At 64.7% G+C, this 12,928-nt stretch carries 11 protein-coding genes, 3 tRNA genes and 1 pseudogene; 4 read left to right on the forward strand and 11 right to left on the reverse strand.

Going from position 1 to position 12,928, the window contains the following annotated elements:
• Positions 1–43 precede the first annotated feature (43 nt).
• Positions 44–1,318, reverse strand: coding sequence for an NlpC/P60 family protein (locus LXX_RS10605; protein ID WP_041767805.1), 1,275 nt, complete (start codon positions 1,316–1,318; stop codon positions 44–46).
• Positions 1,311–2,597 (reverse strand): M23 family metallopeptidase, encoded by a 1,287-nt coding sequence (locus tag LXX_RS10610; protein WP_223227644.1) that lies wholly within the window; start codon positions 2,595–2,597, stop codon positions 1,311–1,313. Before LXX_RS10610 ends, LXX_RS10605 begins: the two co-directional genes overlap by 8 nt.
• 279 nt (positions 2,598–2,876) lie before the next feature.
• Between LXX_RS10610 and LXX_RS10615 the strand changes: the two genes are divergently transcribed.
• From LXX_RS10615 to LXX_RS10625, 3 genes are all read left to right on the forward strand, one after another.
• Positions 2,877–2,949: transfer RNA gene (locus tag LXX_RS10615), tRNA-Glu, on the forward strand.
• Between the two features lie 51 nt (positions 2,950–3,000).
• Positions 3,001–3,077, forward strand: a tRNA-Asp gene (locus LXX_RS10620).
• A 58-nt stretch (positions 3,078–3,135) separates the two neighbouring features.
• Positions 3,136–3,208, forward strand: a tRNA-Phe gene (locus tag LXX_RS10625).
• A 40-nt stretch (positions 3,209–3,248) separates the two neighbouring features.
• On the opposite strand, the gene LXX_RS13770 is transcribed toward LXX_RS10625, so the two are convergent.
• The 5 genes from LXX_RS13770 to LXX_RS12870 all read right to left on the reverse strand — a co-directional run bounded on the left by LXX_RS13770 (position 3,249) and on the right by LXX_RS12870 (position 7,217).
• Positions 3,249–4,187 (reverse strand): tyrosine-type recombinase/integrase, encoded by a 939-nt coding sequence (locus LXX_RS13770; RefSeq protein ID WP_011186833.1) that lies wholly within the window; start codon positions 4,185–4,187, stop codon positions 3,249–3,251.
• Positions 4,188–4,411: 224 nt separating this feature from the next.
• Entirely contained in the window at positions 4,412–4,621 is a 210-nt protein-coding gene (locus LXX_RS14500; RefSeq protein ID WP_141692908.1) for a hypothetical protein, read from the reverse strand.
• Between the two features lie 392 nt (positions 4,622–5,013).
• Positions 5,014–5,640 (reverse strand): response regulator, encoded by a 627-nt coding sequence (locus tag LXX_RS12860; protein WP_050737925.1) that lies wholly within the window; start codon positions 5,638–5,640, stop codon positions 5,014–5,016.
• Entirely contained in the window at positions 5,637–6,392 is a 756-nt protein-coding gene (locus LXX_RS12865) for a sensor histidine kinase (RefSeq protein WP_050737926.1), read from the reverse strand. The genes LXX_RS12860 and LXX_RS12865 overlap by 4 nt, the downstream gene beginning before the upstream one ends.
• 111 nt (positions 6,393–6,503) lie before the next feature.
• Positions 6,504–7,217 carry a hypothetical protein gene (locus LXX_RS12870; RefSeq protein ID WP_081423155.1) on the reverse strand — a complete coding sequence of 238 codons (714 nt, stop codon included), beginning with the start codon at positions 7,215–7,217 and terminating at the stop codon, positions 6,504–6,506.
• Between the two features lie 157 nt (positions 7,218–7,374).
• Here LXX_RS12870 and LXX_RS10650 point away from each other — a divergent pair.
• Positions 7,375–8,717 (forward strand): annotated as a pseudogene (locus tag LXX_RS10650) (cation:dicarboxylate symporter family transporter).
• Here the strand turns inward: LXX_RS10650 and LXX_RS12875 are convergent.
• From LXX_RS12875 to LXX_RS12880, 4 genes are all read right to left on the reverse strand, one after another.
• A complete protein-coding gene (locus tag LXX_RS12875) occupies positions 8,657–10,447 on the reverse strand; it encodes a hypothetical protein (protein WP_011186837.1) in 1,791 nt (596 codons plus the stop codon). The pseudogene LXX_RS10650 and the gene LXX_RS12875 overlap by 61 nt on opposite strands.
• Before the next feature lie 66 nt (positions 10,448–10,513).
• On the reverse strand, positions 10,514–11,323 hold the full coding sequence (locus tag LXX_RS10660; RefSeq protein WP_081423156.1) for a signal peptidase I: 810 nt from the start codon (positions 11,321–11,323) through the stop codon (positions 10,514–10,516).
• 1 nt (position 11,324) lies between these two features.
• Positions 11,325–11,951 (reverse strand): hypothetical protein, encoded by a 627-nt coding sequence (locus tag LXX_RS10665; RefSeq protein WP_041767811.1) that lies wholly within the window; start codon positions 11,949–11,951, stop codon positions 11,325–11,327.
• 67 nt (positions 11,952–12,018) lie between these two features.
• Positions 12,019–12,798, reverse strand: coding sequence for an RCC1 domain-containing protein (locus LXX_RS12880; RefSeq protein WP_050737928.1), 780 nt, complete (start codon positions 12,796–12,798; stop codon positions 12,019–12,021).
• Positions 12,799–12,928: the final 130 nt, after the last annotated feature.

The raw sequence follows: 12,928 nt of genomic DNA on the forward strand, positions 1-12,928 counted from the left end.
GCGCGCATCGTGCGCTCGGCGGTTTCTCCGTTCCCGAAGGGGATCAGGCGGAGGGACGGGCCACCTGGCCCCAGGGGGAGCCCCATACCGACTGGATCTTGACGACATCGCCCTCGGTGGGCGCGGCGATCATCATCCCGCCGCCGAGGTAGATGCCGATGTGGTAAAACGAGCCCGGTCCGCTCCCCCAGAAGATGAGGTCGCCCGGCTGGCGCTGGCTGTAGGACACGATCTGTCCGCGGTTCGCTGCGGTGTACCACTGGTTGTTCACCGAGTGCGAGCCGATGTAGACGCCAGCGTAGGCATAGGCCTTCATCGTGAGGCCCGAGCAGTCGTACCCGACTGGACCCTCGCCTCCGAAGATATAGGGCTTGCCCAGCTGCGCCCGCGCGTAAAAGATCGCGGCCTGCACGACGTTGCCCTGCGGCGGGGCGACCGGGTCGCCGCCACCACCGCCGCCACCACCGCCCTGCTGTTGCCGCTCGCGACGGATGCGCTCCTCCTCGGCCGCCTTGGCCGCCGCAGCGGCCGCCGCCTGCTGCGCCTTCACCTGTTCGCCCTGGAGATATGCCGCCTCGACCTGCGAAGACGTGTTCTTCAGCGTCGCCAGCTGGGCGATGAGCTCGGTCGACTTGGTCTGCTGCTCGGCGAGCGCGGCTTGCGCTTTGGCCTGGGCGTCCTGCGACGCCTCCAGGGCGGCGGTCGCCTTGTCGGCGAGGGCTGCGCGCTCGGTCTTCGCGACCTGGGCCTGGGCCGTCAGGGACGTCGCTGTGTTCTTGTCGTTGGTTGCCTGGTCGTAGACAGCCTTCGACTGCTCGGTGAGCTTGCTCATCGTGCCGAGCTGGAACAGAAGCTTGTCGGCAGCGGACTCCGACCCGCCCCCCTTCAGCAGCAGTTCGGTGCTGACATCGCCACCGCCCGCCTTCGCGAGGTGCGAGGCGAGCAGTCCGGCACGCATCTGCGACGTCTTGGCCTTCTCCGCCGCAGCGCTCGCCTGCGCTTCGAGATCCGCCTCTTTCGCCGCCGCCTGGTCGAGCGCGTCCTTGGCCTGGAAGTACGCCTCAGCGGCTTTCTCGGATTCGATGCGGGCCGCGTCCACAGTGGACTGCAGATTGCCGATGAGCGTCGTGATCTCGCCGATCATCGCCTGCTGGTTGGCGACGTTGGCTTTGGCCTGCTGCACATCGTTCCAGGAGGGGTAATCCACAGCGTGCGCGGGCGCGACGATGCCGATGGAGGCCGTCACAGCGCCCATGACACCGGCGCCGATCGCCAGTCCGGTCGGGATACGGGGGGTCTTGGGGACATCACTAGCCAAGAGGTGCCTGCCTTTGTCTCATGAACGGGATGCCATCGATCTTCTCACCGTTGACGCTCACCTCGAAATGCAAGTGGCATCCGGTCGAAGCTCCCGTCGTACCGACCCGGGCGAGCGGCTGGCCAGCGCTCACCGACTGCCCAATGCCGACCAGGATGCCGCCGTTCTGGATGTGGGCGTACCCGCTCTGGACGCCGCCGCCGTGGTCCAGGAGGACGAAGTTGCCGTACGTGCCGTTGGGACCCGCGTAGATCACTGTTCCGCCGTGCGCGGCGTAGATCGGCGCGCCGCACGACGCCCCGATGTCGATGCCCCTGTGGTAGGTGCTGCCGACACCACCCGGCGAGGGGCGGGGACCGAACCCGTCGGTGATCGGGCCGGCCGCAGGAACGGCCCAGCCCTGGGGGCCGACATAGCCACCGGGGAGCCCGGCCGAACCTCGCGCGGCCGCGGCAGCGGCAGCCGCCGCAACACCGGCCTCGTAGCCCGCGACCGTCTGGGAAGTGGCGTCGCGGAGGGCAGCCAGCTGGGCCTGCATGACGACGATCTGCGTCTGCTGCTCCGCGAGCTTGCCGGCAGCCGCCTTGGCGGCCTCCACCGCCGCTTTCAGCGCGGCATCGGCCGCGACCCGCAGGCGCTCGCGCTCGGCCTTGGCGACCTCGGCCTGGTCGGAGAGCGACTTCGCGGTGTTCTGGGCCGTCTTGGCGTCGGAGTAGACCCTGTCGGACTGCTCGACCAGCTTGGACATGCTGCCGAGACCGGAGAGAAGCTGCTCCGGCGACGCCGTGGTGGCGCCGTTTCCGCGGAGGAAGAGGTTCGCGGTCAGATTTCGGCCGCCGGTGCGGTAGAGCTGCGCGGCCAGCTTGCCCGCCTGCTCGCCCGCGGCGTCCGCCTTCTCCTTGCTCGCGGCGGCCTGAGCCTCGAGGTCCCTGGCCTTCGTGTCGGCGGTGTCGAACTCCGCCCCGGCCGCCTGGAGCTCTCTGCCCCGCTGCTCGGCCGCCACCTGCTGCGCAGCGACCTGGCTCTCGAGCTCGGCGATGAGCCCGTTGATCCGATCAACCTGGGCGCTAGCGGCGGACTCGTTGGCTTTGGCGTTCTGGACGTCCTGCCAGCTGGGGTACTGGTCCGCGTACGCGGGGGCTGCGACGGACCCCACGACAGCGACCGCGGCGACGGCAGCGGCGGCCAGAGTCGCCCGTATCCTCGCCACCCCCCGCCGGGCTCCCGATCTGCCCGTGCTCGCCTGTCGGCTCTCGATCGTCTCGCGTCGTATCGTCACTTCATACCATTCACGTCAGTATCTTCTGTCACACCAGTCTCGCGTCATTCGCAACTTTAGCAACACGAGTTCGGCGCAACCCCAGCCCGGGGCAGGATGGTGTCACTGGGCAATCTAGCGCCGATCCGCCACACCGCCCGGGCATGAGGCCGGTGTGTGGCGCGAACCCGCCACCCACCGACCCGCCCGGGCCGCAAACCCGATTCGCAATCCGCCCTGGAGTTCCGTATGCTTATGTGTCGGTGGTCATCGGAAAGCGAAAGCGATTCGGGACAATCCGGCCCCATCGTTTAGTGGCCTAGGACACCGCCCTTTCACGGCGGCAGCACGGGTTCGAATCCCGTTGGGGTCACGGACTCGACCGACGATGACATCCACTACAATCGAAAAGCACCACAAGTAAGGCCCTGTAGCGCAGTTGGTTAGCGTGCCGCCCTGTCACGGCGGAGGTCGCGGGTTCAAGTCCCGTCAGGGTCGCCACGGCGACAAGCCCTTCCCCCGGAAAGGATACCGCCTACCGGGCCATTCCGATGGCCACGGCTCTGTAGCTCAGTTGGTAGAGCGTTCGACTGAAAATCGAAAGGTCACCGGATCGATGCCGGTCGGAGCCACCTTGTTTTTCCCGAGTGAATCACTGGTCAAGAAGGTCTATCAGTCCTTCGCCTCTCCTTTCATCTCGTGTTTCTGGACCATCTCCGGACCATTTATGTGGTTATCGAGTACCGCGGCTGCACGTGATGCTGCACGCGCTCGCGTGTAGATGTCCGTGACCTGGAGCGACGAGTGGCCGAGGACATCCTTGGTGTCGTTCGCGGACACTCCAGCGTCGAGCATCATCGTCGCGAACGTGTGCCGGAGATCCTTCACTTTGAAGTCCGGCCGCCCCAGAACAGAGCGAATCATTTCCCAGCCGACAGCACGTTTGAATGTGCCACCAGTAAGCCTTCCTCCGAGAATGCCGTCGAAGAGCAACGCATCGGGTGCTTTCGCCACCGCAGCTTCTTTCGCGTACGGTTGCAACGCATCGATAAGCGGAACGTGCCGCAGCTTCCGCCCCTTGGTGCCCTGGAGGATCAGTTCCCCATTTCTGCCGGGCGAGTAGCTACGCCCGACAATGATGACGCGGTTCGTAAAGTCGACATCTCGCACACGTACTGCCGTGAGTTCGCCAGCGCGCATTCCTGTAAATGCCAGGACCGCGGCGAACCGCCGATAGTGTCCAGCAGGAATGAGATCCAGAAACACTAAAACCTCCTCCATCGACAACGCGCGTGAGGTGATGTCCTCAGTGATCTCATCCCGAGGACGAGCTACATCCAGAGCGGCATTCACATCCACGAGACGCCCCCGCCGCGCTGCATCAAGCAATCGACTGAGCAAGGAGAGCGCGTCGATCTTGGTGGAGGCACTTCCCGACCATCGCGCCATCGCCGCTTCGATCATTGTCGGCGTGATCGCCGAGAGCTTCGCCGATCCTAGACTCGGCTGCACTCGCAACCTCCATGCCACGGAATAGCCACGCGCCGTAGCAGGTCGCACCGAACCCTCGATGACCGGCCAAAACTCGTCATGCCAGGCTGTGAGCGTCATCGAACTGCCGACAAACGACGCAGCATCCGCTTTCGCCTTCGCCTTCTACGCCTCGGCGAAGGTTCTGTATGACACCTCCCGCATGCGAGACCCCTCGGGTGTACTCACGTACACCCTGATCTGGTAGTCGTTCCGGGATGAACGATACCGAATGCCTTCCGGTAGAACCCCACCGGTCTTCGGATCGATCCGCGCTGCCGCATCCCTACGGGGACGCCCTGCCATTATTCAGCTTCCTTCGCAGTGCCGCCCGACTCCAGCAGTTGCTCGATCGTCTGCTCTTTCCAGAGCAGATGCTTCCCCATCTGCGAGTCTGGCTCCGGGATGCTCCCGTCGCGCCGCAGCTTGTCGAACGTTGCGACACTCACGCGGCGTCGCGCTGCACTTTCGGCACGATTGAGCCACTTTGTGTCTGATTGCAGTGCTTGCGCCATGCGTGTCTCCATTCCCTACCCGGATGTACTGAAAAATGATTGTGATCGATGGCTTTTGAATGCAAAAATAGGTAGCGATCCACTTTCGTGCGAGAGTTTCAGGACGCGTCCGAGAGGGCGCGCCGGGGTTTCATCAGTTCGGCGGCACGGCAACCCAGCCACACTGCAACGATCTCGATCTCCCCAAGTCCGAAGTCCTGATCGCCATTCCAACGCCGAAGGGCTGCACGGTATCCAAGATGAAGGGCGGCAGCGAGATCGCTCGGAGTCTTCCTTTGGACTGACATCTCCGCTCTGATGTTCGCCGTCACGACAGCAGAGAGCGACATTTGCGAAGCCTCGTTAGCCGCTTTGAATTCCTCTGGTGTAGAGATCTTGTCAAGGACGGCACCTCAACCACTCTCTTGGATGAGTGCGGAAAGTTGAAGCATCCCCTCGGTGAGCCGCTTCTGGTTGCCGCGGGACTTGTACCCACGGGTGACTGAGCGCGTGGACTGGCCTGCGATCTCCATGATGACGTCCTCCGGAACACCCGCCTCGTAGAGAAGATCGATAGTCGTGTGCCGGAGATCGTGGAGGCGGACGTGTTTGTCCGTCACATTCAGGTCGGCTAGGGCTCGCGGCCACCGTTTCGACTCTGTGTCGGGATCGATTGGCAGCCCATCCGCGCCAGCGAACAGGAGCCCGTGCGGGTTGGCCCCGGATCGCACAGCGCCAACGCCAAGAGCTGCCTGCGCAGTGTCCATCTGGCGTATCGCGGTGATGGCGATGAAATCGATCGGCACTCGGGCTGCGCGGAGGGCACGGGCCAGTTCAAGCCCGCTAGCGTCCGGCAGAGTGATGTCGAGCAGGATCAGATCGACGGGTTCCGATCGCGCTTGGGCACGAGCGATCTGAGCCTGGGATTGCCGAGCGGAATGCGCGATCCCGGCCAGTTCGAAACCGTCGAGGCGCGTGAGGTAGTCGGCGTGGGCTTCGGCGGCGATCGGCTCGTCGTCGACCACGAGAACGCGGATCACGATGCCCCGGCCGGCAGAGTGACGACCACGGTGGTAGGCTGACGGCGAAAGTGAATGGTACCGCCGTGCTTCTCAACGGTCTGTCGCACGAGGGCCAATCCGATGCCGTGGGCCGTCGTCGTGTCGGTCTTCGTGGTGGAGCCCATCTCGAAGACGTCGAACTGGTCCGGAACTCCCGCGCCGGTGTCCGTGATCTCGAGCAGCGTGGCTCCGGTGGATCGGGAGAGTGTGAGACCGACCGCTCGCGGGTGCTCGTTCGCCATGATGGCGTCGAAAGCGTTGTCGAGGAGGTTGCCCAGAACGGTGACCAGTTCCTTGCCGGAGAGAGGAAGCCGCGCCTGGTCTTCGAGTTCTACGCGAAAAATGATCCCGCGCTCGCTGGCCGTGGCGGATTTCCCCAGGAGCAACGCAGTGAGCACCGGATCGCCGACCCGGTTGCGGAGCGAATCCGTTAGATCCTGACTCGTGTGCGACGTCCCGGCGATCAGCGCCTTCGCTTCGTCCACCCGATTGAGTTCGAGCAGGGAGACGATGGTGTGGAGGACATTGGCGTGCTCGTGAGAGTGCGATCGGAGGGTGTCAGCCAGGGTGCGCACCGACTCAACCTCGCCCAAGAGGACCTGAAGGGCGCTCTGGTCGCGGATCGTCATCACGGCCCCCTGTCCGGCCTTCGCTATCCGGCCCACGGGCACCGCGGACTCCTGGTTGACGAGCAGCATGCGCCCCTGGGCGATGTGGGTCTCTTCGACCACGCGACGGCCGGAGTCCAGCAGGGTGGCGACATCCTCATCGATGCCCAGCTCCGCCGCGGCACGGGCAGGGGCGTTCTCCGATGCGGGAGGAAGGCCCAGGAGGTCCGCCGCTTAGTCGTTGTAGAGGACGACTCTGCGCCGCTCATCGGTGAGGACGACTCCCTCGCGAACAGAGTGAAGCACAGACTCGTAGAACTGGACCATCCGAGCCATCCGCTCGGGCAGCATCCGGACGGTCATCCGGCTCAGGGAGCGCCGGATGACAGCAGCGGCGGCTCCCGGCAACGCCACGACAGCCAAGACACCGATGAGGAACGGGACCCGGGGCAGCACTTCGCTGCCGAGGCTCGCCGTTCTCACGCCCACGGAGACGATGCCAACGAGTTGCCCGCCTCGAAGGATGGGCACGACAGCTCGCACCGACGGGCCGAGCGTGCCTGTGTAAGTCTCGGTGATGGTCCTGCCGGCTTGAGCTTCGCTGATCGTGCCGAGGAAGCGCCGGCCGATCTGGCTGGGATGGGGATGGGTGAAACGGATTCCTTTCGGGCTCATGATCGTGACGAAGTCCACACTCGCAGAGCCGATCACAGCCAGCGCATACGGCTGCAAAACCGCAGTGGGATCGTGAGCGAGAACAGCGTCTTTGACAAACGGATCGGAGGCGATGGTCCGGCTGACGACAAGGCTCTTCTGGGCCGCGTCTTCAGTGACGGCGTTCAGGGCGTCGAGCACGACGATGACCATCAGGACCGAGCCGGTGACGAGCAGGGCGATGACCTGCACACCGAAAACCCGCCCGGCCAGGCTCCACGAACGCCTACGCATCCTCGAACCTCCGGCTCCAAGTATGGGCTGCCGAAGAGAGGAAGGGTCGCGAACAGTATGAACACAACGCGGGCTTTCCACCCGGAGGTCAACAGGCTGGAGGGATCACACGCGGAGGGTCGCGACGCGGACGTCACGACCAGATCGGAAAGACCTCATGGCAATGGCGCTCAAAGCTTCACGCAGAATGGACCGGAACCACTACCTCTACCTCGCCGTCATCGTGGCGGTTGTCGCTGGCGCTATCGTCGACCTCACCGTCCCCGATTTCTCCAAGGGGCTCGCCCCTATCGGCACAGGGTTCATCGCCCTCATCCGCATGATGATCGCCCCGGTGATCTTCTGCACGATCGTCATCGGGGTCGGGTCCATTGCGAAGGCCGCCACCGTCGGAAGAATCGGAGGGCTCGCGCTCGGATACTTCCTGCCGATGTCGGCGCTGGCGCTCGGCATCGGCGTGCTGGTCGACAATATCGTCCATCCCGGTGAGGGACTCAACATCGCGGGTGCGACGTACACGGCGACCGCAAAGCCCATCAGCACTCAGGATTTCGTGCTCGGAATCGTGCCGGCCAGTCTGTTCTCACCGCTCGCATCCGGCACCGTGCTCCAGGTTCTGCTTGTCGCGCTCCTGACCAGCTTCGCACTTCAATCGCTCGGCGAGAAGGGCGCGCCCCTCCTCGACGGGCTCAAGAACCTGCAGGCGCTCGTGTTCCGCATCCTGTCGATGATCCTCTGGCTGGCCCCGTTCGGCGCATTCGGCGCCATCGCGGGCGTAGTGGGATCGACCGGATGGGCGGCCATTGTCAGCCTCGCGACCCTCATGGTCGCCTTCTACGCAACCTGCGCGGTGTTCATCGTGGTCGTCCTCGGGCTGCTCCTCAAGCTCGTCACGGGAGTGAGCATCTTCAGACTCATGGGCTACCTGGGCCGCGAGTACCTCCTGATCGTCGGCACGTCTTCGTCGGAGGCCGCCCTGCCCCGCCTCATGGCCAAGATGGAGAACGTCGGAGTCTCCAAACCCGTTGTGGGCATCACGGTGCCGGCCGGCTACTCGTTCAACCTCGACGGCACGGCGATTTACCTGACGCTGGGGTCGCTCTTCATCGCCAACGGGCTGGGAACGCCGATGTCGATCCCTGAGCAGTTGGGGCTCCTCGAGTTCATGATCATCGCCTCGAAGGGGGCAGCCGGAGTCACCGGCGCAGGCCTCGCCACGCTCGCCGCGGGCCTGCAGACCTACCGGCCCGATTTGGTGAACGGCGTTGGCATCATCGTCGGCATCGACCGCTTCATGTCAGAGGCCCGCGCCGTGACGAACTTCACGGCAATGCGGTGGCCACCCTGCTGATCGGCACCTGGACACGACAGGTGGACCGTCAGCGTGTCGCTGAGGTGCTCGCGGTTCGCCTGCCCTTCGACGAGGCTCGTTTCGCCGGTCACGATCTCGACGCCACCCCAGCGGCCCGTGAACGCCTGGCCGATAAACCAGTCGGCTGATCCCCGGGGAAGCCCGCCGATCTGCACGGAGCGGACTCATCGAAAGTTTCGGTGGGCCGAGCGGCGTGACAAACAGCGATTCCTGCGAGGAGCAGGAGCGCTGTGAGAGGGGCGAGGAGTCCGATTTCCGAGCCTGTCGCTGCGAGGTCTCCGGTCGTGGTGACGGCCAGCGGGACCGGGGGCGAGATCGGAGTTGGGGTCGGGGTCGGAGTTGCGATGGTGATGATGGCCGGTGTCGTTGTCGCGCTGCCGAGGGCGTTGGCGAACACTGCTCGATAGCTCTGGCTCGCACGGATCGGGTCGGTCTTGTACTGGGTCGCTGTCGCGTCCGGGATGTCCGCCCAGTTTCCGTCGGATGTTTGGCTCTGCCAGCGAACGGTGGGGGTTTCGTCGCCGTCGGCGGCTGCTGTCAGTGTGAGCGAGTCCCCGGAACTCACGGTCTGGGAAGCCGGGTTCTCTGTGATGACCGGGGCCTTGCCGAAGGTGAAACTCCCAGCGGGGAGGCTCTTCCGCTCCCCGAACTGCGTGTAGGAGACGGAAAGCGAGACCGTGCCGCTCCGATGCGCGGGAGACGTGACCGTCCAGGTCTTCCCACCCTGACTGCTCACAGCAGTGCCGGGAAGCGAACCGAAAAGGACGCCGGTCACCTCCACACCGGCAGCGACCTCGATGGGAGTGTGAGCGTTGGCGGTGTCACCCCTGCCGAGCTGACCATAGTCGTTGTCGCCCCAAGCATAGGTGTCGCCATTCTGGCCACGCGCGTAGACCGACCCCGCTCCTCCCGAGACCGAGACGAACGTCTCCCCGGCAGAGACTGTGACGGCGACCGGAGCGTGAGCGTTGGCGGTGTCACCCCTGCCGAGCTGACCGTATTCGTTGTCGCCCCAGGCATACGTCTTGCGATCGTCGCCCAGCGCGTAGGCGGAAGAGACTCCTGCGGAGACAGCGGTAAAGCTCACCCCGGCCGGGACCGCGACGGCGACCGGAACGTGCGCGTCGGCAGTCGTGTCCGTGCCGAGCTGACCATAGCCGTTGAATCCCCAGGCATACGTCTTACCGTCATTCCCCAGCGCATAGGCAGAGAGGCTTCCTCCCGATAGGGTGGTAAAGCTCACCCCGGCCGGGACCGCGACGGCGACCGGAACGTGCGCGTCGGCAGTCGTGTCCGTGCCGAGCTGACCATAGCCGTTGAATCCCCAGGCATACGTCTTACCGTCGTTCCCCACGGCGTAGGCCGACGGGCCGCCGGAGGAGAGGGCGGTGAATTTCACCCCAGCGGGAAGCATGACTTTGACCGGAGTGTGAGCGTTGACGGTGTCACCCGTGCCGAGCTGACCGTATTCGTTGTCGCCCCAGGCATACGCATGGCCGTCGTCGCCCAGCGCATAGGCGGACAAGCTTCCCGCAGAGAGGGCGGTGAATTTCACCCCAGCGGGAAGCATGACTTTGACCGGAGTGTGAGCGTTGACGGTGTCACCCGTGCCGAGCTGACCGTATTCGTTGTCGCCCCAGGCGTACACATTGCCGTCGTCGCCCAGGGCATAGGCGGACAAGCTTCCCGCAGAGACAGCGGTGAACGTCACCCCCACGGGGCCGATCTGAAGACGGGTGCCTCCGGCGGTCGGGCCGGCATCGGGGGTGATTGTCACGGCCGCGGCGGGGCTGGCGCCGAGGGAAAGAGCAAGGCAAACGCCGGCGGGGGCGAACAGAGAGGTCAGGGTCTTTTTCATAGCGAAAGCTCCGGGATCACAGCACGCAGATCCGTATCGCGGGGTCGAGCGCGATTCGAGGCGGCTTTAGCGCAGCTGAACAGGGCCAGCGGAACACCGAAAATCCGAAAAACGGTTTGGGAGGAACGGGATACAGGTGGTCGAAACACTAGAGGACGAAAACGCCGAAATGAGTGGCGAGGGAGAGGCGCTACGTCCGCTGTGGCCGGAGCCGACCAGATCGAGGAAGCCGTCGAAACGGCCGTCGTCCGTTCGGTGTGCCCCGGTTTCGTGAGTGGTTTCTTCCCCGGGTTCGTCCTCGACGGGAATCCAGTCGTAGGCGTGATCGAGGCGGGTTCCCACGACGAGGAGGACCGCGCCGACCGCGAGGACCACGAAGAAGAGGTAATTGTGTTCGGCGAAGGCTTTCACCGGTATGCCGATCCAGGAGACACGGAGCACTCCGATGCCGTGGACTGTGTTGGCGGCCACCGGAGATGAGTCGGACTGGGCGTTCGCGTCGCCTCTCGTGGTCAGCGTGTCGCCCTTGATCTTCACCAGCCGGTGCAGCCGCAGCTGCCCGGGGTGGTCGGGATCGTCGAACTGGATCACCTGCCCCGCTCGGAGCTGATCGGCCGGCACCGGGCGGACGACGACGAGGTCTCCCGCGGCGATCGCCGGTGTCATGGAGCCCGACATGACCGTGGTGGTGTGCCAGCCGATCGCGAGCGGCGCGATCACCCACACCAGCAGACCGACCAGGTACCACACGGTTACTCTGCAGACGTTCGCTGTGATCACACGGGCGACCACCTCGCCCCGAGAGACGCTTCTCTCGCCGGGGATCGTTGAGTGTGGCTGTCCTGGAGAGCGCTCGAGCGGTACCTGGTGGATCATGTCAACTCGCCGCCGAGGGCTGGATCTCCCAGGTGAGATCCGCAGAGACCGTCTTACCCTGAACGGCGTTGGGCGCGCTCGCACTGAACGTCCAGGTGATCTGGTAGGTCTTCGTCGTCGCGTTGGTCGGCTTCCAATTTCCGACGCCGGTCGAGTAAGAGGTGTCCTGCGTCAGGAACTTCGCCAGGCTGTCGTTGTAGATGGTCCCGTTCTGGTCGGGAGTGAACGTGCTTCCCGACATCGACCCTTCCACGATGGTGACCGTGAAGTACTGAGCGATCGACGAGGGATCCGACGCATTCGTCGCGTAAGCTTTGACCCCTCCGATGACACCGCCGGCGTTGGTGATCGAGATCGTGTTGCTGGCGGATTGGCCGGGAAAGATGTTGGCCGGCGTGAACAGTGCGCTGGTCACATTGGATGTGAGGCTCAAAGTCGCCGTCTTCCACGAGTTTCCTGTGTTCGAGACCGAAGAGCTGAACGCCGAGTACGACGCCTGGGAAACCGAGAAGCCGCTCACCGCGAGCGCGGCCACGACGGCAGCGGCGCGAAGCATCCGTGCGCGCCGCGACAGGCGGACCTTCTTCCGCAAGACACGGCCGTCGCGGCGGGTTTTGAAAGCTGTCATTTTTGAGTTCCTTATCAGTTCGATGGGTGGGTTTTTTCACTTCGATGGGTCAGGACTTGCGTTTCGTTCAGGTGGTGTATGTGAATCCTCCGAGATAGGTGAGAGTGGGCCCGGGAGTGCCGGACTTGGTCTGTGTGGTCACGGTGATATCGGTCGCACCGGCGGCATGGGCGGGCACGGTGAAGATCACAGTGGGTTTGGGGCAGTCGACCATGACGACATCGGCGGCGGCGTTGCCTCCCACGACGACCCCGGTGGCTTTGCTCACGGTCCTGTCGGCTGCTTTCACCTGCACGGGGGCGATGCTGCTTATGGTGGTGTTGTTGCCGAGCTGACCGAAGAAGTTGCGTCCCCAGGCCCAGACGGCGCCGCGGGAGGTGAGGGCGAGGGAGTGGTCGCTACCGTCGCCGATGGCGGCGGCCTTCCCATCGAGCCCCTTCACCGGCACCGGGGTGGAGCTGCGTGAGGTACCGCCATCGCCCAGCTGACCGTAGCCGTCGTATCCCCACGCCCAGACGGTGCCCTCCGGGGCCAGGGCGAAACTGTGGCCGTTGCCGCCGTCGACAGCGGTGAAGGTGAGAGTGGTGGGGGCAGCGGTGAGGTTGAGTGCGACGCGGGTTCCACCTTGGGCGGCGCCCGTGGCAGGGAGGGCAGCGGGAGCGGTGCAGAAGGAAGCGATGTTCCAGCTGTCACCGGTGTTGCTGCTGGTCGCGGCCCACATGGCCCAGGAGACCGCTACGGGCGACCCGGCGACAGCGACGGCGGCGAGAGCGCAGAGGCTGGCGAGCAGCCACGTGAAGGCTCTACCCCACCGCCGTCGACGCGGGGGGATGAAAAATTTTTGCATGATCTTCCAGGGGAGGTGAGGAGGTGCATCGGGAAGTGCAGTATGAGAGGTTGAGCCAAGTTCCAGACATGAGCACTCCGGTCGCCCAGAATGAATCACGACTCCATGCCACCGCGGCCGGAACACCTGA

The organism is Leifsonia xyli subsp. xyli str. CTCB07, from assembly GCF_000007665.1.
Taxonomy (GTDB): domain Bacteria; phylum Actinomycetota; class Actinomycetes; order Actinomycetales; family Microbacteriaceae; genus Leifsonia; species Leifsonia xyli_C.